Annotated in this window: 25 protein-coding genes and 1 other annotated feature; of the genes, 3 read left to right on the forward strand and 22 right to left on the reverse strand. The window is 59.6% G+C overall.

Annotated elements, in window-relative coordinates; translation table 11 throughout:
• Positions 1 to 3 precede the first annotated feature (3 nt).
• The 22 genes from flgG to ilvA form a co-directional block, all read right to left on the reverse strand.
• A complete protein-coding gene (flgG, locus tag K6T64_RS01270) occupies positions 4 to 801 on the reverse strand; it encodes a flagellar basal body rod protein FlgG (protein WP_100667818.1) in 798 nt (265 codons plus the stop codon).
• Positions 802 to 853: 52 nt separating this feature from the next.
• Positions 854 to 1,309, reverse strand: coding sequence for a flagellar hook capping FlgD N-terminal domain-containing protein (locus tag K6T64_RS01275; RefSeq protein WP_288008254.1), 456 nt, complete (start codon positions 1,307 to 1,309; stop codon positions 854 to 856).
• A 38-nt stretch (positions 1,310 to 1,347) separates the two neighbouring features.
• Complete coding sequence (locus K6T64_RS01280) at positions 1,348 to 2,838, reverse strand: flagellar hook-length control protein FliK (RefSeq protein WP_288008255.1); 1,491 nt, start codon at positions 2,836 to 2,838, stop codon at positions 1,348 to 1,350.
• The gene (locus tag K6T64_RS01285; protein WP_288008256.1) at positions 2,835 to 3,494 is read right to left on the reverse strand and encodes a magnesium transporter MgtE N-terminal domain-containing protein; all 660 of its coding nucleotides are present in this window, start codon (positions 3,492 to 3,494) and stop codon (positions 2,835 to 2,837) included. Before K6T64_RS01285 ends, K6T64_RS01280 begins: the two co-directional genes overlap by 4 nt.
• Positions 3,491 to 3,928 (reverse strand): flagellar FliJ family protein, encoded by a 438-nt coding sequence (locus tag K6T64_RS01290; RefSeq protein ID WP_288008257.1) that lies wholly within the window; start codon positions 3,926 to 3,928, stop codon positions 3,491 to 3,493. Before K6T64_RS01290 ends, K6T64_RS01285 begins: the two co-directional genes overlap by 4 nt.
• Positions 3,925 to 5,250 (reverse strand): FliI/YscN family ATPase, encoded by a 1,326-nt coding sequence (locus K6T64_RS01295; protein WP_288008258.1) that lies wholly within the window; start codon positions 5,248 to 5,250, stop codon positions 3,925 to 3,927. The genes K6T64_RS01290 and K6T64_RS01295 overlap by 4 nt, the downstream gene beginning before the upstream one ends.
• A 6-nt stretch (positions 5,251 to 5,256) precedes the next feature.
• Positions 5,257 to 6,009: a FliH/SctL family protein gene (locus K6T64_RS01300; RefSeq protein WP_288008259.1), complete on the reverse strand. Its 753-nt coding sequence runs from the start codon at positions 6,007 to 6,009 to the stop codon at positions 5,257 to 5,259.
• On the reverse strand, positions 5,999 to 7,006 hold the full coding sequence (gene fliG / locus K6T64_RS01305; RefSeq protein WP_100667825.1) for a flagellar motor switch protein FliG: 1,008 nt from the start codon (positions 7,004 to 7,006) through the stop codon (positions 5,999 to 6,001). Before fliG ends, K6T64_RS01300 begins: the two co-directional genes overlap by 11 nt.
• Before the next feature lie 6 nt (positions 7,007 to 7,012).
• Positions 7,013 to 8,527, reverse strand: a complete 1,515-nt coding sequence (gene fliF / locus K6T64_RS01310; RefSeq protein WP_288008260.1) for a flagellar basal-body MS-ring/collar protein FliF — start codon at positions 8,525 to 8,527, stop codon at positions 7,013 to 7,015.
• Positions 8,528 to 8,551: 24 nt separating this feature from the next.
• Positions 8,552 to 8,857: a flagellar hook-basal body complex protein FliE gene (gene fliE, locus K6T64_RS01315; RefSeq protein ID WP_288008261.1), complete on the reverse strand. Its 306-nt coding sequence runs from the start codon at positions 8,855 to 8,857 to the stop codon at positions 8,552 to 8,554.
• A 12-nt stretch (positions 8,858 to 8,869) separates the two neighbouring features.
• On the reverse strand, positions 8,870 to 9,337 hold the full coding sequence (flgC, locus tag K6T64_RS01320; RefSeq protein ID WP_100667828.1) for a flagellar basal body rod protein FlgC: 468 nt from the start codon (positions 9,335 to 9,337) through the stop codon (positions 8,870 to 8,872).
• Between the two features lie 6 nt (positions 9,338 to 9,343).
• Positions 9,344 to 9,751 carry a flagellar basal body rod protein FlgB gene (flgB, locus tag K6T64_RS01325; RefSeq protein WP_232059666.1) on the reverse strand — a complete coding sequence of 136 codons (408 nt, stop codon included), beginning with the start codon at positions 9,749 to 9,751 and terminating at the stop codon, positions 9,344 to 9,346.
• Between the two features lie 125 nt (positions 9,752 to 9,876).
• A complete protein-coding gene (gene codY, locus K6T64_RS01330; RefSeq protein ID WP_100667829.1) occupies positions 9,877 to 10,659 on the reverse strand; it encodes a GTP-sensing pleiotropic transcriptional regulator CodY in 783 nt (260 codons plus the stop codon).
• Between the two features lie 23 nt (positions 10,660 to 10,682).
• Complete coding sequence (gene hslU, locus K6T64_RS01335; RefSeq protein ID WP_288008262.1) at positions 10,683 to 12,071, reverse strand: ATP-dependent protease ATPase subunit HslU; 1,389 nt, start codon at positions 12,069 to 12,071, stop codon at positions 10,683 to 10,685.
• An 11-nt stretch (positions 12,072 to 12,082) separates the two neighbouring features.
• The gene (hslV, locus tag K6T64_RS01340; RefSeq protein WP_100667831.1) at positions 12,083 to 12,625 is read right to left on the reverse strand and encodes an ATP-dependent protease subunit HslV; all 543 of its coding nucleotides are present in this window, start codon (positions 12,623 to 12,625) and stop codon (positions 12,083 to 12,085) included.
• Positions 12,626 to 12,638: 13 nt separating this feature from the next.
• Positions 12,639 to 13,553, reverse strand: a complete 915-nt coding sequence (locus K6T64_RS01345; RefSeq protein WP_288008263.1) for a tyrosine recombinase XerC — start codon at positions 13,551 to 13,553, stop codon at positions 12,639 to 12,641.
• A 28-nt stretch (positions 13,554 to 13,581) separates the two neighbouring features.
• Positions 13,582 to 14,907 (reverse strand): FADH(2)-oxidizing methylenetetrahydrofolate--tRNA-(uracil(54)-C(5))-methyltransferase TrmFO, encoded by a 1,326-nt coding sequence (gene trmFO / locus K6T64_RS01350; protein ID WP_288008264.1) that lies wholly within the window; start codon positions 14,905 to 14,907, stop codon positions 13,582 to 13,584.
• A 6-nt stretch (positions 14,908 to 14,913) separates the two neighbouring features.
• Positions 14,914 to 17,043, reverse strand: a complete 2,130-nt coding sequence (gene topA / locus K6T64_RS01355) for a type I DNA topoisomerase (protein ID WP_170085684.1) — start codon at positions 17,041 to 17,043, stop codon at positions 14,914 to 14,916.
• Positions 17,044 to 17,268: 225 nt separating this feature from the next.
• Complete coding sequence (dprA, locus tag K6T64_RS01360; protein WP_288008265.1) at positions 17,269 to 18,423, reverse strand: DNA-processing protein DprA; 1,155 nt, start codon at positions 18,421 to 18,423, stop codon at positions 17,269 to 17,271.
• 141 nt (positions 18,424 to 18,564) lie between these two features.
• On the reverse strand, positions 18,565 to 19,482 hold the full coding sequence (sucD, locus tag K6T64_RS01365; protein ID WP_170085686.1) for a succinate--CoA ligase subunit alpha: 918 nt from the start codon (positions 19,480 to 19,482) through the stop codon (positions 18,565 to 18,567).
• Positions 19,483 to 19,499: 17 nt separating this feature from the next.
• Positions 19,500 to 20,657 (reverse strand): ADP-forming succinate--CoA ligase subunit beta, encoded by a 1,158-nt coding sequence (gene sucC / locus K6T64_RS01370; RefSeq protein WP_100667836.1) that lies wholly within the window; start codon positions 20,655 to 20,657, stop codon positions 19,500 to 19,502.
• A gap of 405 nt (positions 20,658 to 21,062) precedes the next feature.
• The gene (ilvA, locus tag K6T64_RS01375) at positions 21,063 to 22,088 is read right to left on the reverse strand and encodes a threonine ammonia-lyase (protein WP_100667837.1); all 1,026 of its coding nucleotides are present in this window, start codon (positions 22,086 to 22,088) and stop codon (positions 21,063 to 21,065) included.
• A gap of 15 nt (positions 22,089 to 22,103) precedes the next feature.
• Positions 22,104 to 22,370, reverse strand: a binding site (T-box leader).
• 160 nt (positions 22,371 to 22,530) lie between these two features.
• On the opposite strand from ilvA, the gene K6T64_RS01380 reads away from it, so the two are divergent.
• The 3 genes from K6T64_RS01380 to murI all read left to right on the forward strand — a co-directional run bounded on the left by K6T64_RS01380 (position 22,531) and on the right by murI (position 25,211).
• Positions 22,531 to 22,944: a hypothetical protein gene (locus tag K6T64_RS01380; protein WP_100667838.1), complete on the forward strand. Its 414-nt coding sequence runs from the start codon at positions 22,531 to 22,533 to the stop codon at positions 22,942 to 22,944.
• A gap of 213 nt (positions 22,945 to 23,157) precedes the next feature.
• Positions 23,158 to 24,234, forward strand: coding sequence for an aminofutalosine synthase MqnE (mqnE, locus tag K6T64_RS01385; protein ID WP_100667839.1), 1,077 nt, complete (start codon positions 23,158 to 23,160; stop codon positions 24,232 to 24,234).
• Positions 24,235 to 24,353: 119 nt separating this feature from the next.
• On the forward strand, positions 24,354 to 25,211 hold the full coding sequence (gene murI, locus K6T64_RS01390; protein WP_288008266.1) for a glutamate racemase: 858 nt from the start codon (positions 24,354 to 24,356) through the stop codon (positions 25,209 to 25,211).
• The last annotated feature ends 34 nt before the right edge of the window (positions 25,212 to 25,245 follow it).

The following is a 25,245-nucleotide window of genomic DNA, read 5'->3' on the forward strand; positions in this document are numbered from 1 at the left end:
TCATCACCGTTTCAGGTTGACGACCTCTTGCAGCATCTGGTCGTCACTGGTGATCGTTCGGGCATTGGCCTGGAACGCCCGCTGGGCGATGATCATTTCGGTAAACTCGTTCGTTAAATCCACGTTTGACATCTCCAGGGCACCGGACGTGATGCTGCCGAAAACCCCTTGATTCGGGGCTTGCACATCCGCCGTTCCGGAGTTTGTGGTCTCCACATACAGGTTGTTCCCGATCTTTTGCAGTCCTTCGGGGTTGGCGAAATTGGCAAGCCCAATCTGGGCAGCCGTTTGGGTGGTCCCGTCGTCCAGCAGGCAGTTGACATTGCCGTTTTTATCGATGGAAACACTTTTGGTGTTGTCGGGCACTTGGATAGGCGCCCCTCCCGTATCTAGAACAAACAACCCCTCCGAGGTCACGAGGTTCCGATTACTGTCAATGTGGAAATTTCCCGCCCGGGTATAGGCCTGGGTGGCCCCATCTGGGAGTTGGACCACGAAAAAGCCGTTGCCGTCAATGGCCAGATCTGTAGGCACCCCGGTCATCATCGGAGCTCCGGGGGTCATCGGCGTATCGATGCTCGCCAACCCCACCCCGAGCCCCACCTGCTGGGGATTCGAGCCTCCGGTCGTGTTCCCAGGCGCCGTAGCCCCGGAAAGAGTCTGGCTCATCAGGTCGTGAAACATGACCCGGCTCGCTTTGAAGCCCACCGTGTTGACGTTGGCGATGTTGTTGCCGATCACGTCCATCTTGGTTTGAAATCCACGCATGCCCAAAACCGCGGAGTATAACGATCGCATCATAGCCGCTCATCCCCTTTCGCAGATTCACTTCCCAGAAGCATTCGCGCCTTGCTTAAACCCCGGTACCTCCACCCGCCTCATTCGTGCCGTCACCGACCCCCAGAATCGAACTCCACGGAATCGGGAGACCACCGAGATCGAGGTAGACCAGGCCATCTTTGAGCTGCACGCCTTGAGCGACCCCGGACTGGATGTTTCCTTTATCGTCGAGGTAAGAAATCCGCTTCCCGATCCACTCCGCCGCCGCTTGCATCTCGGTGGCTGTCGCGGCCTGCTCCTGAGCCTGGGCCACATTGGTCATTTGTTCAAGGGCCGAAAACTGAGCGAGTTGGGAGATAAACTGTGTACTGTCCATCGGCTGGAGCGGGTCTTGGTTTTTCAACTGAGCGACCAATAATTGAAGAAAGGAATTTTTATCGAGCTGACTCTTGGGATTGATCACGGAGGTCGAGCTGGCATATCCCGAAGAGTTTGCCGCGTTCATCCCCGTCGCCGCCACTTCGCTCATGTCGTTTCCCCCTTTCGCGGTCCTGGACCTGGACCTCTTCACACCATCGCTTCAAAGCCCGAGGTCCCCGATAATCGTACGGCAGTCCCCGCCGCCGAAGGATAGTCACCGGGCCCCTGCACCCCTTCATTCCTGACTCCCGCCCCTTCCGTCCCGCGGCCGGCGACCGGTGGCTGGAAACCGGAATGGGGCTGCCCTTGTCCAGTGCCCGTCCCCCCAGTGAACGCGGCACCTGAACCAGTTCCTCCGCTCATGATCGGGGTACCCCCCACGTCCAGGCGTTGGACCGGGATGTGGTTTTGTTGCAAATGGTGAATCAGTTGCATGGATTGTTGCTGAATCATCGCCTGGGTTTCCGGAGAGGCCGCGTGAATCTGCACATGTAACCGGCCTTCCACATCCATGTGGGCAATGACCTGTACCGGCCCGAGATCGGCTGGCACTACCGTCACGCGAAGGGTCGCGCTCTCCCCAGGTCGCCAGGCGCGGTTCGCGAGGTTTGCCCCCACCGCATCAGCCAGTCCTTCACTGGGCACATTCGTCAGGACAGTTGGAGGTTCCTGCATTCCCTGACCTGGAAAAGGCCCCCCGGAGAGTCCTGCGACCAGGGAATCGTCACCTGCCAGTCGCCCGGCCCCCGAGTCAAGGGAAACTGCGCGGTGCGAAGGCGCATCCGATGCTGCCTTCGCCGCCTTTGCCCGGAAAGAGCTGTCGCTAAGAAGGTCGGTGCGCCCCTCCCGGGCGGCGAGTGCCTGGACCGTGGGTGGATCCTGCGGAATCCCCCGGCCCCAGGCCTCAACCCCTACCACTGCATTCCCGATATCCTCGGCCCCTTGGAGCTGGGCCGGTCCGCCAAGGCCAATGGTCTTGTGAGTGGCACCTGCTTTCCCCGACTGGTCGACGGTTCCCGGTGAGGCGGTCAAAACCTTCCCACCTTGAGGAAGAGCCCCCACACCCGGGTTCTGCCCGCCCGTTCCTTGCAGCGGGGCGGAAGAAAGGCGGTCTTGGACGGCATTTTTCCGGGTGATCCCCCCTTCCCCCGGTGCCCCCGATCCATCCGGCGCATCGGCGATGGAAGGGCGGTTCTCGGCTTTTCCCTTCTCTGACAACACGGCAGGTTGAAATAGAGACGGAGCGGATTGAGAGCCCTTGCCAGGCATCGAAGCACTGCCAAGTATCTGCCCGCCTCTTTTCCCTTCACCAGCCCGCACCCCGGACGCCGACGCATGGGATCCAGGGAATACAACGGAGGCGCCTCCGGGATACAGGGGAGAGTTGCCCGATTCCTGGACCGCCTCGCCGGGCAATCGTTTCTTCTTCCCGGTGGTCTTTCCGCCCCTTCCCAATTGTCCTTTTCCCGGCAAATGGCTCTCCAACACCCGGGTAAAGCGGCGCGCCCCTTTCACCTGGGACTCAGCTGGATCGTGTGGAACCCCCGCACCGATCGCCGCCGACGACTTTCCCGAGGTGGGCTGGCCCTCCTCCCGGGGCGACCGGATGGTGGCCCCACTGATGGTCGCTTCGCTCATTGACCCGCCCTCCCCATGATCTGAATCACAGCCGCCGCCGTCTTCGGGTCCATTTTCTCAAGGATGGCAGCCCGATCGTCTGTCGATAACCCTTGGAGGGCTGCCGCCGCCTCTTGAGGGGTCATTTGCTGCAAAATAGCCGCGGCCTTCGTGGGCACCATGGACCCGTAAACCTGGTTCACATCCTGGGTGGCACCCGGCTGTGAGGGGACTGGCGCCCCTGAAGCCGTCCCGCCTCCTGCCGCCCCCGCCCCGGATGCAGCTCCTCCCACAGATCCCGGGGGCCCGGGCATTCCCGGGGCCGCCCCTCCCATCGCCGTCCCCCCGGGGCCCGGAGCCCCCGGGGCCCCGCCCGAGTTCCCGGAGCCTTGGGCAGAAGCCCGGGCTTGTTGCAACTGCCTCTTGGCATCGTCCAACTGGGCTTGCAGCGCACTCACCTGGGCCCGAAGCGCATCGATTTCCGCTTGGGCACCTGCCGCCGGAGCTGGTCGGTTCGTTGGGAACAACCCTTGGACCACGCCGAGAGCCGTATTTTTGACCCGGGTGACGACGGGAAAACCGAGGAGGGAGAGGGCGATACCAGAGAGCAACAAGGTGAGCACCAAGGCCATGGCGGCCACGGCGATCATCCATCGGAGGGAAAGCCGCGCCGTCATCCTTCCCCACTCTCCCCGGCCAGGCGAAGCAGAAATGCTTCCTCCCGGTCCTTTTCTTCACGTCGCTCCCGGCAGTGCCGCTCTTCTTCGGCTGCGCGTTCCTCCAACATTCCCCACGTCTTTGCCCACTTCCACTGGTCTAAAGTTGCTTCTCGGCACTGTTCCACTTTCCGCTCTGCCGCATCCAGCTGGTTTCCCAGTTCTGCAACTCGACCGGCGACAAAGGCCGCCCAATGTTGCCATAAGGTCCATTCCGCCGACGAGATCGACGCCTGGCGGGGGGCTGCCGCCTCCATCAATCTGCCGGACCAAGCGTCCCTCGCCTGATGCACAGCTTCCCGGCGTCGGGCGGCCTCCTCCAACTCGCTGACCCGGACCTGAAGCAGTCGCTCTTGCACTTCGCGAACCCGAGCTGCCCGTTTTGCGCTTCTCATCCGCCGCCCTCCTCGTTGAACATCTCCACGAGCTGGCGTACCGCGTCGCCCATGTCACTTCTCACATCGCGATTCTGGGCCAGGTACGCCCACATTCGAGGTCTAAGGCGCAGAGCGGTGTCTACCTCTCGTCGGGTCCCCTCGCGATAGGCACCGATTTGAATCAAATCTTCCGCTTCTTCGTACGCCGCCAACAGGGCTTTAAACCGGGCTGCAGCCCGGATGTGACCTGTCTCCGCCACTTGATTCATGAGGCGACTGGTACTCGCCGTCACATCGATGGCGGGATACAGCCCCTGTTGGGCGATTTTCCTGGATAATACGATGTGACCGTCCAGAATGCCCCGCACGGCATCCGCGATGGGTTCGTTAAAATCGTCCCCTTCCACCAAGACGGTGTAAAAGGCGGTAATCGAGCCGGTACGGGCAGTTCCCGTGCGCTCCAACAGTTTTGGCAGGGCAGCGAAGACCGAAGGGGTGTAGCCCCGGGCGGTGGGGGGTTCGCCGGCGGCCAATCCCACCTCGCGGCAGGCCATGGCAAAACGGGTTACAGAGTCCATCAACAACAGAACCCGTCGTCCCTGGCGCCGGAACCGCTCCGCCATGGCTGTGGCCGTGAGCGCCCCCTTGATCCGCATCAAGGGCGGCTGATCGGATGTCGCAGCCACCACCACAGCCCTTTTTCGCCCTTCTTCATCCAACTCCCGGGCGATAAAATCCTGCACTTCCCTTCCTCGCTCACCAATCAGGCCAATCACCGTCACGTCCGCTTCGGTATAACGGGCGATCATCCCTAAAAGGGTGCTTTTCCCCACCCCACTCCCGGCGAAAATGCCGATCCTCTGGCCTTGTCCCACCGTGAGCAGCCCGTCGATCGCCCTCACGCCCACGGACAAGGGCTGGTTCACCGGGGTTCGAGCCATGGGTGGCGGGGGAGGCTGCTCGATGGGATCTTGAAATTCCCCCGCCACCGGCCCGAGCCCGTCGATGGGCCGGCCGAGTCCGTCGAGAACCCGCCCCAAAATGCCCGGCCCAGTGGGTACCCGGAGGCCTTCGGACACCACCTTCACCACGGCGCCGTTGTGGATGCGGTCCAGGTCGGAGAAGGGCATCAGAATGAGCCGGCGGTTCCGGAAGCCCACGACCTCCGCAAAACGCGGCCCGGCGTCCGTTTCAATCGAGCAGAGATCTCCCACCCGCGCCACGGGACCGTTCGATTCCACCGTCATGCCTACCGCTTGGGCGACCCGCCCGGAAACCCTCCACAGGGGGGAGCGGCGAAGAGTTTCGCAATACGCGTTGGTGTCCCAACCTTCCTGCACCGGCTTTCACCCCGCTTGGCGAGCCCGGGCCCGGATTAGAGCCGCCGCTTCCTCCAGGGCTGTATCCACCCGGGCGTCGATTTCTCCGCCGGAGGAGGAAACCACCACATCTCCGGGACCGAGGCGAGCATCGGCGACGATTTTCACCCCGCCATCCCCGTAACCCAGCCGCCCGGCGTCCAACTTGTCCACATCCCCGGGATACACCCGCACCACAACATCCTCGGCGGGCAACAGGCTCGCCACCGCCTCTTCGGCCACCGCGTGGACGAAGCTTCGATCCACTTCCACAAGCCCCCGGACCACGCGCTGGGCGACCGCCACCGCCACCTCCGCCACGTGCGCCTCGGTGACCTCCGCCAGGCGTTTCCGCTCGGCCTCCACTTCCAAGCGCAGGGCTTCCAGCCCTTTCATCCGCTCCTCATACTCGGCCTGGGCCTTTCGCAGGCCTTCCTCCCTGCCCTCTTGAAACCCTTCCTCCCATGCCTTGTGATGAGCGGCCTGGCGTTCGCGTTCAATCTCCCGGCGCGCTGCCTCGACCAGATCACGGGCTTCGGCTTGAGCCTTAACCAGCACTTCGGCCGCCTGGCGCCTGGCCGCTTCCAGTTCCGCTGCGGCCAGGCGGCGAAGGCGTTCTGCCACCTGAAGGGCCTCTTCAGCGGGTTCCGGACGGCCGTCGCGTGGAGCGGGATTCCCGAGGACCACCGGATCCGCAGCCAACAGTTGAGCCACCGCCGATTTCACTACTCTAGACGACAATGTCGTCCCCTCCTCGCCCGATGATGATCTCCCCACTTTCTTCTAGGCGGCGTACGACACCGACGATCCGCTGTTGGGCCTCTTCCACGTCCCGGAGGCGAACAGGCCCCATGTATTCCATGTCCTCCCGAAAGGTCTCCGCCATGCGTTTGGACATGTTTCGGAAAATCGCCTCCTTCACGGTATCGCTGGCGACTTTGAGGGCGAGGGCCAGGTCGTTGGCATCCACGTCCCGGATGATGCGCTGGATCGCCCGGTTGTCCAAGAAAGCGATATCTTCGAAGATGAACATCCGCTTCTTGATCTCTTCGGCCAAATCCGGATCCCTCATCTCCAGCGCTTCCAGGATCGTTTTCTCTGTTCCCCGGTCGACCCCGTTGAGGATCTTTACCAAGGCGTCGATCCCACCCCCCGGAGTAAAATCTCTCACCGAAAGGGCGGAAAGTTTACTCTCCAGGGTGCGCTCCACCTGATCCAGCACTTCCGGGGACGTACTCTGCAAAACCGCCAACCGCTGGGCAACTTCCACCTGGGATTCCGGTGGAAGGGCCGAGAGGATCAAGGACCCCTGTTCCGGCTCCAGATATGACAACACCAACGCAATGGTCTGGGGATGTTCGTTTTGGATAAAATTCAAAATCTGCGTCGGATCTGCCCGCCGGGCGAAATCAAAGGGCCGCACCTGAAGGGAAGCCGTGAGTCGGTTTAGAATTTCCACGGCGCGCTGCTGGCCCAGTGCCTTCTCCAACACTTCCCGGGCGTATTCAATTCCACCTTTGGTGATGTACTCTTTCGCTTTATAAACCTGGTGGAATTCCTCCAGAACCAGATCTTTGTAACGCCAATCCACCTTGTGGAGATTCGCCATCTCTAAGGTCAGTTGTTCGATTTCGTCGTCGCGCAGATGCTTCATCACCTGGGCCGCCGTCTCAGGTCCCAAGGTGATCATCAACACCGCCGCCTTCTCTTTTCCGCTCAACCCTGCGGATCGTTGCATGACAACCTACTCCTCCGCCAACCAGGTCCGAAGCAGTTCGGCAAACTCCTCAGGCCGGGTTCTGGCCAACTGCTCCACCTCCCTGCGCCGCTGTTCTGCCTCGGGCAGTTCACTCTCCTCAAGCAACGACGGCGCCGGAATTACAGGTTCTGGGACACCCTCCTCTTCCACCCGCCGGCGCCTCAGAGCAAACCAGATTCCCATGGCCGCAGCCACCGCGGCGAAAGTCCCGATGGCCCATCCGTATCGCGTCCACCAACCAACCTGGGGCGCCGGCTGAGCAGCCTGAAAGGGCATACCCGTTACCGTCACCTTCTGATCCTGGGTGCCGTCGTTCGGATAGCCCACCGCTGTGAGCACGTAGTTCCGGATCTGCTGGACCTGCAAGGGAGTGGGCTGGCCGTTCACCAATACGGAGACAGTCAAATCCTGAAGCGTAAAGGGCTGGCCCACCCGTTCGGTGACGATTTTGGATACCTCATAATTGATCGTCTGCTGGGATTCGTCATAGGTTCCGTTCCCCGTGGCCCCTTGGTACGTGGGGGGAGCTCCAGTGGCCATGCCCCCCGCCGTCGCCGTGCCCGGAGCCCCTCCGACCCCGGTCCCCGTAGCGGACTTGGTGGATTTCTGGACACTGACCGGCACGCCGTTCTGGCCCACCACGGGCCGGACATCGCTTTGGGTGGATTTTACCTGGTCAAAATTCAGCTTGGCGTTGGCCAGGACCACGACATTCCCCGGCCCGAGAATCTTTCCCAGGGCCGACTGCAGCCGATCGGAGATAAGCTGTTCGTATTGTTTTTGAATCAGGATCTGTCGATCGGCATTGCTCACCGCGGTCCCGGCGTCTTCTGGGTGGTCGAGGCGGACGCCGTTTTGATCCACCACCGCCACGTCTGTCGCGTTCAGCCCTTTCACCGAATGGGAGACCAGTTGTTGAATGCCCGCCACTTGGTCGGGGCCCAGTTGAGCGCCCGGGGCGATCTTAAGAAACACCGAAGCTTTCGCCTGGCCCACAGGCTGTTCCACAAACATGTGCTGTTCGGGCATGACCAAATGAACCTGTACATCCTCGACTCCATCGATCTGCCGGATGGTTCCGGCAAGGCTCCCTTCCAGAGCCATGAGAGATTTGACGTTAAATTCGTTGTCGCTCATCCCCCCAATATTGGTGTTGCCGAACAAATCCTCGTAACCGACATAACCCGACTTCGGCAATCCGGCGATGGCCAGTTGCATGCGGGCTCGGTCGGCGTCTTGCTCGGGAACCATAACCTGACCGCCGGAGGTCCGGTAAGGAATCTTCAATTCGTCCAGTTTGTTGGTCACCTCTCCGGCGGCCTTCGCATCTAGATTTTGATAAATCACCACATAGCGAGGTGCGAGGGCATACCAGGAGAGAGCGACGAGTAGCACCAGGCCCGCCGCGGCGCCGGCAATCAGCCAGCGCCGCCGCTTGGGGTCCAGTTCCCGCCACATCGTCCGGGCCTGTTCCAGCCATCGGCGCACTTGTGGATTCATACCCTCACCCCGCCCAAGCGTCGATTAGATCTGCATCCGCATGATGTCTTGATAAGCGGCCAATGCCCGGTCCCGGATCTGAACCACCGTCTGCAGGGCCAAGTACGCCTGCTGGGCCGCGATCATGACATCGTGAACATCGGGCCCCTGGCCAGCCACGAATTGAGCGACAATTTGATCGGCCCGCTGTTGTAAAGCGTCGACCTGATCCAGCGCCCGGCCGAACAGCTCGCCGAATCCCCCGGAAGGGCTCGACGGCTGGGGGGGCGACGAAGTCGCGGGCGGGAGGGCGGCAGACACTGATCCGATGGCATTCGCCGGTGTAACCATGCGTCACCCCCCCTACGCGCGGCCAAGGTCCAGGGCCTTGACCGCCATCATCTTCCCGGCATCGAGCGCCGTCACGTTCGCTTCGTAAGCCCGGGAAGCGGAAATCAGATCAACCATCTCCGTGGCCACGTCGACATTGGGCAACTGGACATAGCCGTACAACGGGCTGGCGGGGTTCTGGACCGCATCGGGATTCGATGGATCGTACCTCAGTTGAAAAGGGCTGGGATCCTCGACGATGGCACTCACCCGCACCCCCGCCGAAACGCCAGGCCCCCCCGCCGATGCCAAGGCCGCTGCGAAACTGCCCGGGGCGGGCTGGGGCTCCATGATCACCATTCTCCGCCGATACGGTCCCGGCGTGCCGTCCGGCCTGCGGGTGGTATCGGCATTCGCGATGTTGCCCGCAATGACGTCCATGCGCAGGCGCTGGGCGGACAAGCCGGAGCCGCTGATGGCGAACGTGTCTTGCCAAGCCATCAAATCTTACCTCCCATTCAAAGCGTACCGAAGCATGGCGAACTGGAGATTGACGTCCTGCAGCAAGGTCAAGTATTCCGTCTGGTTCGCTGCTAATTCGGTCATCTCCCGATCCATATCCACGTTGTTCCCGTTCGTGCTATAAACCGTTTGATTGTCCACCGTCGTCTCGGGACGGACCTGAGACAAGGGCGGCGGCCCGATAATAAAATGGCGGGGATCGGTACGGAAACCGGCCAATGGGGCCGGCTGGGCCAACGCCTGGGCAAAGATGTCCTCAAACCGGACGTCCTGGCGTTGGTAGCCCGGCGTATCGACGTTGGCGACGTTGTCAGCGATGAGTTTCTGACGGAGGGCCGTCGCATCCAACGCCTGAGGCAGCCACTGCATGGCGCCTGTGGAAAACAGTTGCACGCCTCACCCCTCCTTGACGAAAGTCATCATAAGTTTCGTCAGTCCGCCAGAGATTCCTGCTCTCCGGGGCAAAAAGAAAGCACCCTTTCGGGTGCCCGAATCAAAAGGAAGAGACGGCTATGGGATCACCGGTTCTTCACGCGCTCCAACTCGGGAAGCAGCTTATCATTCAAAATCTTGATGTAGGTCCCTTTCATCCCCAGGGACCTGGACTCAATCACCCCGGCGCTCTCCAACTTCCGCAGGGCGTTGACGATAACCGAACGGGTGATGCCGACCCGATCGGCGATTTTGCTGGCGACCAGGAGGCCTTCTTTCCCGTCGAGCTCTTCAAAAATGTGTTCCACCGCCTCCAGTTCACTGTAAGACAGCGAGTCGATGGCCATCTGGACAATCGCCTTGTTGCGCATCTCCTCCTCCATCTCTTCGGAATGAGCCCGGAGAATCTCCATTCCCACCACTGTGGCGCCGTACTCGCCGAGCAACAAATCATCCTCTTCGAAAGCCTTGTTAAATCGGGCGAGAATCAAGGTTCCCAGCCGATCCCCGCCGCCGACGATGGGCACGAGGGTGGTGTACCGCTCCGGAAACAGGCGATTCATCTGCTCGGTGAATACCGCAAAAGGCTGAGGGTCGTCCACGTTGGGAGCTGTGCGTTCGTGGCGAAGCAGATAATCGTTGTAATCCAGAGGGAAACGCCGCTGTTGAACGATCTCGCTGTCGTTCACACTGCCCTCGAACTCGGAAAGGATCCCGTAGCCCAGAATTTTTCCGGACCGGCTGACCACAAACACGTTGCTCTCGATGACGTCCCGCAGCACCTGGGCCATCTCCATAAAATCCACGTGCTGCCCGGCCGACCGCTGTAACAATCGATTGATCCGCCTGGTTTTGCTGAGTAGATCCATCTGTACATCCTCCTTACGCCCGGTTACAAAATGTACTGGCTCAAATCTCGATCTCCCGCGATGCTCGCCAACTTTTCATCCACATATTCGGGCGTTATTTCAATTTTGTCCAAAAATATGTCTGGAGCTTCAAAAAACAGGTCTTCCATCAATTTTTCCATCAGGGTGTTCAATCGCCGCGCACCGATATTCTCCGTCTGTTGGTTGACGGCCGCAGCCAATTCCGCAAGTCTCTGGACGGCCGCATCGGTGAACACCACGTTGACCCCCTCCGTGGCGAGAAGGGCCGTGTACTGCTTGATGAGCGCATGGCGAGGCTCCGTCAGAATCCGCCGAAAGTCATCGGCACTCAGGCTGTGCAGCTCGATCCGGATGGGAAAGCGTCCCTGTAGTTCTGGGATCAAATCGGACGGTTTCGACATATGAAATGCACCCGCAGCGATGAACAGAATGTGGTCCGTCTTGACTGGCCCGTATTTTGTCATGACCGTCGAGCCCTCGACGATGGGGAGAATGTCCCGTTGCACCCCCTCCCGGGAAACATCCGGGCCATGGCGGTCTTTCCCTGCGATTTTATCGATTTCGTCGATAAAAATAATCCCCGACTGCTCAGCCCGGTGCACCGCTTCCGCCTGCACCTCGTCCATGTCGATTAGCTTTTGCGCCTCCTGTTGGGTGAGACTGTGCCGGGCTTCGCGAACCGTCACTTTGCGCTTGCGCTTTCGCCGGGGCAGGATCTGCCCGAGAAGATCCTGAATCTGCATCCCCATCTCTTCAAACTGTCCGGTCGCCCCCACGTCCAAAAAGGGCAAGGTGCTGTCTTCAACCTCGATCTCGATCACCTGATCCTCCAGTTCTCCGGCGGCCAGGCGCCTCGCCACCTCCTCCCGGCGGGCAGTGTCTTTCGGATCCGGTTCCCGGGGGCTGCTCTGCTCCTGGCCGGGGTTGAACAACATCTCAAGGGGGTTGCGAAACCCCTTGGATCCGTCCCCTTCATGAGCCAGGAGCGAAATCAGTCGCTCTTCCGCCGCCTTGCGCGCCTCCACTTCGACCTCGGCCATCCGCTCCTGGCGTACCATGCGGATCGCCGTCTCCACCAGATCCCTCACCATCGAGTCCACGTCCCGGCCGACGTACCCCACCTCGGTGAATTTCGTCGCCTCCACCTTCACAAAGGGCGCGCGCACCAGCTTCGCCAGACGCCTGGCCAATTCCGTTTTGCCGACCCCGGTTGGCCCGATCATGAGGATATTCTTCGGTACGACCTCCTCCCTCATCTCATCAGGCAGCCGGTTCCGGCGATACCGATTCCTCAGAGCCACGGCGACGGCGCGTTTGGCTTCCCTTTGCCCCACGATGTACTTGTCGAGCTCCGCGACGATCTGTTTGGGCGTCAACTGGGCGTCCTCCATGGCCTTCCCTCCTATTCGAGCTCCTCGACGACGAATCGGTCGTTCGTGTAGACGCAAATCTCCGACGCGATGCGCATGGCTTCCAGGGCGATCTCCCGGGGCGACAGGCCCGCAGCGTGCCGCTTCAAGGCTCGCCCCGCCGCCAGGGCGTACACCCCCCCGGAACCCACAGCCAGGATCCCGTCGTCCGGCTCAATGACCTCCCCGCTGCCCGAGAGCAGCAAAAGGTGCTCCCGGTCGCACACCACCAGCATCGCTTCTAATCGCCGAAGCACCCGGTCGGTCCGCCACTCTTTCGCCACATCCACCGCCGCCCGGGGCAAATTGCCGCTGTGGCTATCCAAGCTCGCTTCGAACCGTTCGAAAAGGGCCAGGGCGTCCGCCACCGAGCCGGCAAAACCGGCCAAGACTCTTCCCTGGTAAAGACGCCTGACCTTTTTCGCCCCGTGTTTCAGCACGGTGGCATCGCCCATCGTGACCTGCCCGTCCCCCGCCATCACTGCGTGCCCGCGGTCCAGTATGGCAAAAATGGTCGTTCCATGCAACTGGGTCATCCAAACTTCCTCCTTAGGCCCGGGGATGAGCGTGGAGATATACCTGAAGCAATCGTTCCCGGGTGGTATGCGTATAGATCTGGGTCGATCTGAGGCTGGCATGCCCGAGCAATTCCTGAACCGCCCGGAGATCCGCTCCGGCATCCAGCAGATGGGTGGCGAAAGTATGCCTCAGCACGTGGGGACTGATCTTGTGATAGCCCGCCACCCGCGCCATGTGCCGGTCCACGATCCGGCGGACGCTCCGGTCGCTGAGAGCACCCCCGCGATAATTCAGGAATACCGGATCCGCGGGCCCCGGGCATGCTCCCGCCAAAGCCGGCCACCCCACCTCCAAATACCGGGTTAAAGCCCGGGCCGCCGAGCGGCCAAACAGGACATACCGCTCTTTCCCTCCTTTCCCGTGGATCAGCGCCCGCTGACCAGCTATGTCGACATCCCCCACACGAAGGGCCACCGCTTCCCCCACCCGGACCCCCGTGGCGTACAGCCACTCCAACAAGGCCCGGTCTCTCTGTCCGAGAGCCGTATTCGGATCAGGCGACGCCAGGAGGTGGAACACCTCTTCAACATCCATAAAATTGGGAATTCTTTTCTCCTGTTTGGGTGTCGCCACGGGTTCCAGAGGGCTCTCCCGCACTTCGTCCTCCCGAAGAAAAAACCGATACAACGTCCGATACGCGGACAGCATCCTCGCCACCGAGCGCCGGGACAACCCCCGGTCCCACAACTCCGCCAAAAAATCCCGGATCCGTACCGGGGTCAAGAGATCCCATCCGCCGATGCCCTGGGCCTGCATCCATTCGAGCAGCTGGCCGACATCGCCCATGTAAGCTCGAACAGTACGTGGGGACAATCGCCGTTCGGACTCTAGATACACCCGAAATTCCTCCACAGCCCTATCGGCCCGGGAACAATCCGCCCCCATGGATCTCCCCCCTTTCTCGTGAATCCATTTATCCGGCGAGATTCAATCGATTCACGCCCATAAAGGCCGCCAAAATGGCCAAAGCCCGCTCGCTGGTGGCCAGATGTCGCCTGGCCTTTTCCCGAACAGGCGGATTAAGGGGCGGAAGCAGTCCAAACGTCGCATTCATGGGCTGAAAATTGTCAGGGTCCGCCTCGGTGATATACCGGGCGAGGCTCCCCATCGCCGTCTCCGGCGGCCAGGTCAACGGATCCTCTCCCCTGGCCAGGCGTCCCGCATTGATCCCCGCAATCAGCCCCGATGCGGCAGACTCCACGTACCCTTCCACACCTGTGATCTGTCCTGCAAAAAACAACGTCTCTCGCCGGCGGGTTTGATACGTTGGCAAAAGCAACCTGGGAGAATTGAGATAGGTGTTGCGGTGCATCACCCCGAAACGCGCGAACTCCGCTTCCTCCAGCCCGGGAATGAGGCGAAACACCCGGGACTGCTCTCCCCACCGCAGGTGTGTTTGAAATCCCACTATATTATACAGCGTCGCCGCAGCATTATCCTGCCTCAATTGCACGACGGCAAAGGGCCGTTTTCCCGTGCGCGGATCGATAAGGCCCACCGGCTTCATCGGTCCAAACAGAAGAGTTTGCCGGCCGCGCCTTGCCATCACCTCCACCGGCATGCACCCCTCGAAATAGACCTCTTTTTCAAAATCTCGGAGTGGCGCCGTCTCGGCGGACACCAAGGCCTCATAAAACCGGTCGAATTCATCTTCGGTCATCGGGCAGTTCACATAAGCCGCCTCGCCTTTGTCATACCGGGATGCCACAAAAACTTTCCCCCAATTGATCGATTCCCGGGTGACCACCGGAGCTGCCGCGTCATAGAAATAAAGATACGCTTCCCCGGTCCATCGGGCAATCGTTCGATGGAGTTTCTCCGACGTGAGCGGACCGGTGGCCACTACGCCAATGCCGGGTGGCAGCTCGGTCACCTCTTCTCGCCGGATTTCAATGAAGGGATGAGCTTCAAGCCGCTCCGTCACTGCAGCGGAGAATCTTTCCCGGTCCACCGCCAAAGCCCCCCCGGCCGGCACGGCATGCCGGTCCGCCTCCTCGAGAATGATCGAGCCCAGCCGCCTCATTTCTTCCTTTAGGAGTCCAACCGCATTCGTTAGAGCGGCTCCCCGCAAGGAATTGCTGCATACGAGTTCCGCGAAGCGGTCCGTGCGATGGGCGGGAGTGAAAACCGTCGGCCGCATCTCGTACAAACGAACGGGCACCCCCTGGCGGGCGATTTGCCACGCCGCCTCCGAACCGGCAAGACCCGCTCCGACAACCGTAACGGGATCCACCCTCATCCCTCCTCACATCGTTTCAACCGCTGACCTCCGCCCGGCGGAATTGCCCTTTTCGGCCTTTTCCAGTGCGTTCCCTTTAAAATCGCACTGGGGATTGCTGCATTGGACCGTCTCTTTATCCTTTGCTTTTCGAAGGACAAGGAGGCTTCCGCACTGGGGGCATTTCTCGCCAGTTGGACGATCCCACAAGACAAAATCACAGCTGGGATAGTTTTTGCACCCGTAAAATATTCGCCCCCGCTTTGCCCGGCGTTCTACCAGATCGCCGCCGCATTTCGGGCAAGACACCCCGATCGATTTGAGGATCGGTTTGGTGTTCCGGCACTCCGGGAATCCCGGACACGCGAGAAACTTTCCGAACCGACCGTGCTTATACACCATCCTCCGACCGCACTTCTCACAGATCTCATCCGATTCTTCTTCCTCCAGATGGACGTGCTGCATGGCCTGCTCGGCGAGATCCAATTGTTTTTGAAAATCCTGGTAAAACTCCTCCAACATCTCCACCCAATTGACCCGTCCCTCCCCGACCCCATCCAGTCGCTCCTCCATCTGAGCGGTAAATTCCACGTCGATGATTTCGGGGAAAAACTCCTTGAGAAGTTCCACCACAACCTCTCCGAGTTCTGTAGGAACGAAACGTCGTTCCTGCAGCAATACATACCCCCTTTTCTGGATCGTCTCCAGGGTCGGCGCATAGGTGCTCGGACGCCCGATGCCTAGCTCCTCCATCGTTTTTACGAGACGAGCTTCGGTGTAGCGGGGCGGAGGCTGGGTAAAATGTTGTTTCGGCTCCAGAGCCGGCTCCGGGAGCTCCTGTCCTTGCCGCAGATCGGGCAGGTCGCGGTTCTCTTCTTCTTTGGCATCGTCTTCCCCTTCGACGTACAGGGTCATGAAACCCGGAAACTTCACCTTGGAGCCCGCCGCGCGAAACAAGACATCCCCAGCTTGGATATCCGCCGACACCGTATCCAGAACCGCCGGCGCCATCTGGCTTGCGACAAACCGTTCCCAGATTAACTTGTACAACCGATATTGATCCCGGTTCAAATAGGCCTTGATGGATTCCGGGGTTCGCGCGACCTCAGTGGGGCGCACCGCCTCGTGGGCGTCCTGGGCCCCTGAGCGGGTCTGGTACTGTTTGACCTTTTCCGGGAGATATGCCGCCCCATAAGTCTTCTCTACGTAAGAACGGGCTTGCTCCTGGGCCACCGGCGACACTCGGGTGGAGTCGGTCCGCATGTAGGTGATGAGTCCCACGCTGCCCTCTTTCCCGATCTCGAGGCCTTCATACAACTGCTGGGCCACCGACATCGTCTTTTGGGCGCGAAAGTTGAGTTTCCGCGCCGCCTCCTGTTGCAGGCTGCTGGTTGTAAAAGGCGGCGCCGGATTCCGGCGACGCTCACTTTTACGCACCCCGATCACCGTGAAAGACTGGCCGGATATCCGGGCGAGGATCGCCTTGACCTCCTCTTCGTTCGCCAACTCCACCTTCTGGTCCCCGACTCCGACGAATTTCGCTTCAAACGTCCGACCGTCGACTTTAAAGCGAGCCGTCAGGGTCCAGTACTCTTCGGGCTTGAACTCCCGGATCTCCTTCTCCCGGTCGCATACCAGCCGCAGTGCAACAGACTGGACTCGTCCGGCGCTCAGCCCCTTGCGCACCTTCTTCCACAACAGGGGGCTAATCTTATATCCCACCAGCCGGTCCAGGATCCGCCTGGCTTGTTGCGCGTTTACCAAATCCCGATCGATGGGTCGCGGATGAGCAAAGGCTTCTTGAACCGCTTGTTTCGTGATTTCATGAAAAACAACCCGACACGGCCCATCCGGATTGACATCGAGATAGTTCGCCAAATGCCAAGCGATCGCTTCGCCCTCCCGGTCCGGGTCGGCCGCCAGATACACCCGCTTAACTTTTTTACTGGCATCCCGAAGGGTTTTCAGTACGTCTCCCTTTCCCCGGATGGTGATATAATGCGGTTCAAAATCACGGGCAACATCCACCCCGAGCTTGCTCTTTGGGAGATCCCGAATGTGGCCCATGGACGCTTTAACCATATATCGTTTACCGAGATACTTGCCGATGGTTTTCGCTTTCGCGGGAGATTCCACAATGACGAGGTAATCTGCCACCGCATTCTCCCCCTTTCCCGCTGCAGGGTTCAGACAAAGGGATCGAAAGTCTGATCGCGGTTGCAACCATAGTACCACTCTCCTCCAAAGATATGCAACGCGCGGACATGTCCTGTTCCCTTTCCCACTCCCTGGCGGTTCTGGCCAGCGAAAACCACCCGCAATCGACTTGATCGCCGTTTTCCACGAAACCCCTTAGGGTCATGGGACGCCGCGAAAGAAAGGTTAACCGCGCAAAAAAGGAACAACCCCGTACAATCCCCCGGGTTCGCGGTAGATCCGCCCCGCGAGTTCTAAATCGGTGAGAACCCGGCTGATGTGTTCCAGCCGGAGACCCGTTCGCCTGGCGATGAGGTCCGGCGTGCGGCAACCTTCCTCCAAGGCGGCCAGAACCCGCCCGGAATCTGAGTCCACCGCCCGGCGTGCAATCCGGTTCTCGATTTCGCCATCGGCCGAGGCAGGAAGCGCAGCAGGCCAATGTGGATACTCCGCCGCGACGTCGTCGGGGCTCATCGCCGGTTTAGCTCCGTCCCGGATGAGGAGGTTAGTGCCCCGGCTGGCCTCGATGGCCACAGATCCCGGGACCGCAAATACGTCCCTGCCCTGGTCCAGAGCATGGTCCACGGTCTTCAGGGCTCCACTGGTCACCCCGGCTTCCACCACGAGGACGCCTTCTGACAATCCGCTGATGATGCGGTTGCGAATGGGGAACAATCCCGGCCTGGGCTGACAGTTGGGAGGCTGCTCACTGATCAGCGCCCCGCTGCGCGCCACCGCCGCTGCCAGAGATCGATGCTCCGGGGGATACAGGTGATGAAATCCGCCGGCCAGGACTGCAATGGTCCGCCCTCCCCCTTCCAGAGCCCCCCGGTGGGCTAACCCGTCAATGCCCCGGGCCAAACCGGACACGATCACCACACCGCGCCTTGCCAAATCTGCACTCCACAATCGGGCTACCCGCCGCCCCACCATCGTCGGATGCCGGGTTCCCACAATTGCCAAAGCTGGGAGATCGTCCTTGAGAACCCCGGGATTACCCACCCCGTACAATACCCAAGGAGCATCGTGGAGACTTCTTAAGCGACCCGGGTAATCGGAGTCCAAGAGAGTTGTAGTCCACATGGCGCCATAGGGCGTCCATTCCTCGAGGTCCGCCCCCTTAGGTCCCCGGCGGCGGGCACCTACGATACGGCCAGCCAACATCTTCCCCCTTGGCCCCAGGCCCGAGGCAATCTCCACCTCAGATAGCGCCCAGAGGCTGCGGAACGTCCCGAACTGTTTCTTCCAGACGGAAAGCGTCCCGGGCCCCACCCCCTCCACCCGCGACAAGGTTAAGAGTGCTGCCCGCTCCTCCCGCCACTCATCCGAACCTACTCTCAAACCGCCACCCCCACCCGTTGTCTCTCCCTTGCTCCATTCGACAGGGATTCGGGGGACTCCCTTTATTTAAAAATGTCAAACCGCACACAAAAAAAGAAAACCCCCTTGGAAAAGGGGGTGATTCAACCGCGGGGACCGTGATCAACGAGTTTGCTGGACCGCGGTCTGACACTTCTCGAGCAGGCCCCGTTCCTTCAACACCTCGACCAAAGTTTCCCCCATCTGGGCGGGCGTCGGAGCGACGCGAACGCCGCACTCCTTGAGCTTCGCAATCTTTTCCGCAGCGGTGCCCTTCCCGCCGGAGATGATGGCTCCGGCGTGGCCCATGCGCTTGCCTTTTGGAGCTGTGGCACCGGCGATAAACCCGACCACCGGTTTTGTCATGTTGGCCTTGATCCACTCCGCCGCCTCTTCTTCCGCCGTGCCTCCGATCTCGCCGATCATGATGACAGCCTCGGTCTCCGGATCCTCATTAAACATCTTCAATACATCGATAAAATTCGTCCCGTTCACCGGGTCGCCACCGATGCCTACGGCGGTCGACTGCCCGATGCCCCGGGTGGTCAGCTGGTGGACCGCCTCATAGGTAAGCGTCCCACTCCTGGAGACCACCCCGACGTGTCCGGGCCGATGGATGTAACCAGGCATAATCCCGATCTTGCACTGATCCGGAGTGATCACCCCGGGACAGTTGGGCCCGATGAGCCGCGTCTTCCGGCCTTCCAGGTACCGTTTGACTTTCACCATATCGAGCACCGGAATACCTTCCGTAATACAAATCACCAACTCCAGCCCCGCATCCGCCGCCTCCATGATCGCATCGGCAGCAAAAGCCGGCGGCACGTAAATCACCGACGCGTTTGCCCCGGTTTCCTTGACCGCCTCCGCCACCGTATCGAATACAGGAACTCCTTCGACCACAGTGCCGCCTTTGCCCGGGGTGACGCCGGCCACAACCTTCGTCCCGTACTCCAATGCTTGTTTTGTATGAAACAATCCCGTAGAACCTGTAATCCCTTGCGTCACGACCTTGGTATTCCGGTCGACCAAGATGCTCATCTTCGTCCCCCCCGCCATCAATGAACCAGCGATACGATTTTCTCCGCCGCGTCAGCCATCGAATCGGCCGGCACGATTTTTAAACCGGACTCTGCCAAAATCTTTTTCCCCAACTCCACGTTCGTTCCTTCCAGCCGTACCACCAGCGGCCGATCCAACCCCAACTGCCGGGCGGCTTCCACAACCCCGTTTGCAATCACGTCACATTTCATGATGCCGCCAAAAATATTGACCAAGATCCCTTTCACTTTTTCATCCTGAAGAATAATCTTGAAGGCTTCGGTGACCTTTTCGGTACTCGCCCCTCCGCCGACATCAAGAAAGTTCGCCGGTTCTCCCCCGTAATACTTGATGATGTCCATCGTGGCCATGGCCAATCCGGCGCCGTTTACCATGCACCCGATGTTTCCGTCCAGCGCAATATAGCTCAAGCCAAATTTCGCGGCTTGTTGCTCGCGGGGATCCTCTTCATCGGGATCCCGCAGCTCCAAAAGTTCTGGGTGGCGAAATAAACCGTTGCTGTCGAAATTGAGCTTGGCATCCAGGGCCAGGATGTTCCCGTCCCCGGTCACCACGAGTGGATTAATTTCCGCCACTGAACAGTCTTTGTCGACAAAAGCTCGGTAAAGTCCAGACATAAATTGAACCGCCTTGTTCACCAGCGGTTTCGGAATATGGATCGCATAAGCCAGTTTGCGGGCTTGGAAGGGCATGAGGCCCACTGCCGGGTCGATGGTCTCCCGGACGATCTTCTCCGGAGTTTTCGCGGCCACTTCTTCGATCTCCATGCCGCCTTCTTCCGACGCCATGATGACAACCCTACCTGTTGCCCGGTCCACCACCAGTCCTATGTAATACTCCTTCTGAATATCGGTCAACTGTTCAATCAACAATCGCTTGACCACTTTCCCCTCAGGCCCGGTCTGGTGGGTCACCAGAGTGGAACCGAGAAGCTGCTGGGCATACTCCCGAACCTGTTCCAGGGATTTCGCCACCTTCACGCCGCCGGCCTTCCCACGCCCTCCGGCGTGAATCTGGGCTTTCACAACCGCTTTGCCCCCAAGACCTTCGGCGATTCGGACCGCCTCTTCGACGCTGAAGGCCACCTGCCCCTGGGGAACGGCGACTCCATATGTTTTGAGGATCGCTTTACCCTGATACTCGTGAATGTTCATTCATGGTCCCCCTTTACGACAAAATGCCCGGGAGAGCGGCCCGCCGCTCCGGCCGGCGCGGGCAGCTTTAACGCGTTTGCTGCTCACATTCATGCCGAACGCGTCTTTGGCACAGATGGCAGATATACGCGCCCCCCTGCTTGGCGATTTGAAGTTGGTCCGCCTGCTGTTCGGACACGACCGAAGTTTGCCCACACAACAAACATCGGACCGTGTATTCACTCACGGCGATCGCCTCCACGCCAAAGGTTCACTTCCGGCACTTAGTATGCGCCGACCGAACTATTCCAACCGGAGACGTACTCCCTTTCAAAACATAGACCATTCCCATCGAGATGACAATGTCTTTCGGCATTGTCGCAATCGCCGCCCAATTCCGCACCCGGGATCCGGCCCACCTTGACCTCAGATTTTTGCGACTCCCACAGGTGACGGGCGATCCATTGGATGCAACGAGGCGAGTTTTGCAATATCCACGTTCCCCCCGCTGACCACGAGCACCACTTTTTTTTGCCGCAACGGGAGGACCTCTTCAAACAAAGCCGCCAGCCCAACAGCGCCGGCACCTTCTACGAGCATTTTCGTCCTTTCCAAAAAAGCGTACATTGCCCGAAGGATAGCGTCATCCGAAACGGTAACCACGTCATCAACAAAACGTTTCACGTGATCAAAGGTGAGTTCCCCCGGGGATTTGACTGCGATGCCATCTGCCACGGTGGCAACCCCGGGCAATGTGACCCGACGCCCTTCCCTCAGAGATAAGGCCATGGAGGCCGCCCCCGACGCCTGCACCCCGTATACTGCGGTCTTTGGCCGAAGGGCCTTGAGCGCCGCGGCAATCCCCGCAATCAAGCCTCCCCCGCCCACGGGCACCACCACTGCGTCGACGTCGGGCAAGTCTTCCGCAATCTCCAAGGCAATGGTACCCTGGCCCGCGATCACATCCAGATCATCGAAGGCGTGTACAAAGGTACCCCCCTGCTCGCGACAGAGCCGCTTTGCATGAAGGTGAGCGTCGTCGTAGGTGGCTCCCGCCAACTCCACCCGGGATCCGTATCCCTGAGTGGCCGTGATTTTTGCTTCTGGTGCCCCTTCGGGCATCACAATGGTACAGGGTGCACCAAACCGGGACGCGGCCAGAGCCACCCCTTGGGCGTGATTTCCGGCCGACGCGCTGAAGATGCCCCGGTCCCTGGCTTCCGGCGACAATTTCGCCACTTTATTATAGGCGCCGCGAATCTTGAATGCCCCGGTTTTTTGGAGGTTTTCCAGTTTTAAAAACACCTGGTTGTTCGACATGCGGCTGAACGTTTGGGATTGTTGTAGAGGAAATCGATGTATGACGGGTGCCAACCGCACCGCCGCTTCTTGAACGTCCGTAAGGGTCACGCAATCCCCAACTGGAACACCCCCAATGCGTTTTAAAACCACAAAAAAACCCGCCCCCTCAGGGGCGAGTTGTTACCCGCGGTACCACCCTGTTTGGCCGCCTCCTGGACAAGAGGCCGCCCACTTCTCCCTTCCAAAGCGCCCGACTTCGACGCCCGGCCCCGTAACGCGGGGACGCGGCGACACCTACTGGCCGGGAACACCTCGGCGTTCGGCGCGCACCTCCCGGGGGATTTTCCCTCAGTCTCGAGTGGATCTCCTTCTCAGCAGCCGGAGACTCTCTGGCCACCTCAACTGGGTACTCGACCCGGTCATCGGTTTTTCCGCCAACCTAATTTATGCCATCTTACCACGGTTGCCATGGGATGTCAATGTTTACATTGGACCTTTTTGATTTCAGTCCATTCCCTTTTCCGAGATCTTTTGCTATAATGAAAGCTAAATATAGACTTTACGAATCCGCCACATGCGGGAGGGAGATCCAATGGATTTCTGCTGCGGTATGACCATGGTCGCGTCATTGCAGAATGTTTATGCCGAAGGTCCCGTATTCATCCACGATGTCCCGGTTCTCACGTGTCCGACCTGCAACAGGTGGCACATCGCTCCCGCTGTGTCGTCGGATTTCGCTATGATCGCCCACAACTGTGCCACGGATGGCTTGCGAGAGGCGAATTTTCGCGAATTGGTAGGGGAAGACCGGGTCAAAGAGGTGCTCGACATGTATCCCCCGGACGAACGCGTCTTGTTGGATCGGCGGTATATTCCGGACCAAGTCGATGCGCTGCTCGATTTAATTAATTTAGCAAGAGCCACGGGCGACGACACGTGGGAAGAAGAGCTTAAAACGCGGCTCAAAGCGATCACCGATACCCCGATCATGCGCACTCCAGACTAAAAGCGCCCCGATGCTCACCCCGAAAGATTCACAGCGCCGAACCAGGCGCTTTTCTTGTGTATCACAGATCGCACCTCACCGGGTATGGCAAACAGATGTTCCGGATCCTCGGCCTCTTTCGTTGACAGTCCTCCGGTGCCCTCCTATACTTAAGGCGATATCTTCGCCGGAAGACTTTTTGTGCCAGTTGATAGAGAGGAGGGCGGGGCCCGCATGAGTGGAATTGCGGATATCGCTGAAAAGGTTCGCCACGGCCAGCGGCTGAGCTTGGAAGACGGATTGCGCCTATATCGACATGACGATCTGCTGGAAATCGGGCGATTGGCTGACGAATACAATCGGCGGCTGAATGAACGTAATGTCTATTTCATACAAAACATGTATATTAATCCCACCAACGTTTGCGAAGCACATTGCGGTTTCTGTTATTACCGCCGGGACCCGGATCAAGAGGGAGCTTATACCATGTCCCCGGATGAGGTCCTTGAGTACGTCAAGGAAAGGTGGACGCCGGGAATTAAAGAGTTCCACATCGTCGGAGGCCATAATCCTACAGTGCCATTTCAATACTACACAGATGTTGTGCGGGCATTAAAGACGGCCTACCCCGATGTGACGATCAAAGCCTACACGGCCGCTGAGGTCGAGTTTTTCCATCGTTTGTCCGGTCTATCGGTTAAAGAGGTCTTGCAAGCTTTAAAAGATGCCGGGCTGGAAAGTATGCCCGGAGGCGGAGCGGAGATTCTCAGCGAACGCTACCGGGAGAAATTGGCCCCTGACAAGGCATCGGTCGAGCAGTGGCTCGACGTTCATCGCATTGCCCATCAACTGGGCATCCGGACCCACGCCACGATGCTGTATGGGTTGATTGAAACGCTGGAAGAACGATTACAGCATATGATCTATATTCGTGAACTCCAGGATGAAACGGGAGGGTTTTTATCTTTTATTCCCTTGGCTGTGCAGCCGAGCCGCAAAACCGCTTCTCTGAAACAGCGGACATCGGCGGATGACGATTTGCGCACCATTGCGGTGAGTCGGTTGATGCTGGACAACGTGCCCCATATTAAGGCATACTGGATCAATATTGGTCCGCGCCTGACCCAGATGGCGGTGTATTTCGGTTCCTCAGATATACACGGGACCTTGGTGGAAGAGCGAATCAGTCACGCCGGCGGGGCACTCACCAGTCAATCTTTGACTCGAGATGAATTGGTTTGGCTGATTAAAGGGGCCGGGCGGATTCCCGTGGAGCGGGATACCTTTTATCGTCCTGTTCGCGTATACTGACGTCCCGGCCAATCGGGCACCGAGTTGCGCCGTTCTCCGAGGCTCCCGGGAGGACGCGCAAATTCGGATACCGACTGGATCCCGGTGATGCACCGGCACGAATGAAGGAGGCCTGGGCGTTGAGGATCGGTATGTACGACTCCGGGGTGGGCGGACTGACCGTCTTGGCAGCGTTCGTACGTCACATGCCCGAACATGATTATGTCTACTTTGGCGATACCCTTCATGCCCCCTATGGCGATCGAACAGCAGAAGAGGTACGCGCCCTTTCCTTGGCCGCAGTGAAACAACTGGTGGCCCGGGACATTGACCTCTTGGTCGTGGCCTGCAATACCAGCGCATCTGTGGCCGTGGACACCCTCGTGGATCATTATCCGGATTTGCCTGTACTGACCCTACTGGATGCGGTCGGCCCGGCGGTCCAACATTTCCCCGGGAGAAAAATCGCCCTTCTCGCCACCCGGCGCACCGTAGAAGCCGGGGTTTTTGAAGCCCGACTTCGATCCGCACGACCCGACGCAGCGGTGAGGAGCGTGGCCGCCCCCGCCTTGGTACCGCTGATCGAACGAGGCGTGAAAGATCCTGCGGTTTATGGGCCCTTTTTAGACAGCTATCTAAAACCGCTGGCCACTTGGGGCGCCGAGGTTTTGGTGCTCGGGTGCACCCATTATCCGCTGATCGCCGATCAGATTCAGAGCCGGGTGCCCCACACCCTCCTCATCGATCCCGCGAATCACCTCGCACGGCATGTCGCTGAAAAACAAGACGCTTTTCCCGCGTCGTCCTCATCAGGATCGGTCACGCTGCTGGCCAGTGGGGATGCCACGGTTCTTGACGCATTCTGGAAATCCGTCTCTTCCCAGATCCAGACTGAAGCCTCGGAGGAATATGACCACATCGAGCTGCGCCGAAAGCCAACCACCTCGGGAACCAAAGCGGTCACTCACGGTTCTGCGACACCAGGCATGCACCCTTGAAGACCGCCTTCATATGCTATGAGTGCAACACGCG

Source organism: Kyrpidia sp. (assembly GCF_023512215.1).
GTDB classification, from domain to species: Bacteria; Bacillota; Bacilli; order Kyrpidiales; family Kyrpidiaceae; genus Kyrpidia; species Kyrpidia spormannii.

Coding starts and splice junctions, on each gene's coding strand:
- hslV (WP_100667831.1), bottom strand. CDS start 12,625: ATGACCCAGTTGCATGGAACGACCATTTTTGCCATACTGGACCGCGGG.
- K6T64_RS01380 (WP_100667838.1), top strand. CDS start 22,531: ATGGATTTCTGCTGCGGTATGACCATGGTCGCGTCATTGCAGAATGTT.
- flgG (WP_100667818.1), bottom strand. CDS start 801: ATGATGCGATCGTTATACTCCGCGGTTTTGGGCATGCGTGGATTTCAA.
- sucD (WP_170085686.1), bottom strand. CDS start 19,482: ATGAGCATCTTGGTCGACCGGAATACCAAGGTCGTGACGCAAGGGATT.
- codY (WP_100667829.1), bottom strand. CDS start 10,659: ATGGATCTACTCAGCAAAACCAGGCGGATCAATCGATTGTTACAGCGG.
- mqnE (WP_100667839.1), top strand. CDS start 23,158: ATGAGTGGAATTGCGGATATCGCTGAAAAGGTTCGCCACGGCCAGCGG.
- K6T64_RS01345 (WP_288008263.1), bottom strand. CDS start 13,553: ATGGGGGCGGATTGTTCCCGGGCCGATAGGGCTGTGGAGGAATTTCGG.
- flgC (WP_100667828.1), bottom strand. CDS start 9,337: ATGGCTTGGCAAGACACGTTCGCCATCAGCGGCTCCGGCTTGTCCGCC.
- fliG (WP_100667825.1), bottom strand. CDS start 7,006: ATGCAACGATCCGCAGGGTTGAGCGGAAAAGAGAAGGCGGCGGTGTTG.
- hslU (WP_288008262.1), bottom strand. CDS start 12,071: ATGGAGGACGCCCAGTTGACGCCCAAACAGATCGTCGCGGAGCTCGAC.
- K6T64_RS01275 (WP_288008254.1), bottom strand. CDS start 1,309: ATGAGCGAAGTGGCGGCGACGGGGATGAACGCGGCAAACTCTTCGGGA.
- K6T64_RS01290 (WP_288008257.1), bottom strand. CDS start 3,928: ATGAGAAGCGCAAAACGGGCAGCTCGGGTTCGCGAAGTGCAAGAGCGA.
- fliF (WP_288008260.1), bottom strand. CDS start 8,527: ATGAATCCACAAGTGCGCCGATGGCTGGAACAGGCCCGGACGATGTGG.
- trmFO (WP_288008264.1), bottom strand. CDS start 14,907: ATGAGGGTGGATCCCGTTACGGTTGTCGGAGCGGGTCTTGCCGGTTCG.
- fliE (WP_288008261.1), bottom strand. CDS start 8,857: ATGGTTACACCGGCGAATGCCATCGGATCAGTGTCTGCCGCCCTCCCG.
- sucC (WP_100667836.1), bottom strand. CDS start 20,657: ATGAACATTCACGAGTATCAGGGTAAAGCGATCCTCAAAACATATGGA.
- K6T64_RS01285 (WP_288008256.1), bottom strand. CDS start 3,494: ATGACGGCGCGGCTTTCCCTCCGATGGATGATCGCCGTGGCCGCCATG.
- K6T64_RS01280 (WP_288008255.1), bottom strand. CDS start 2,838: ATGAGCGAAGCGACCATCAGTGGGGCCACCATCCGGTCGCCCCGGGAG.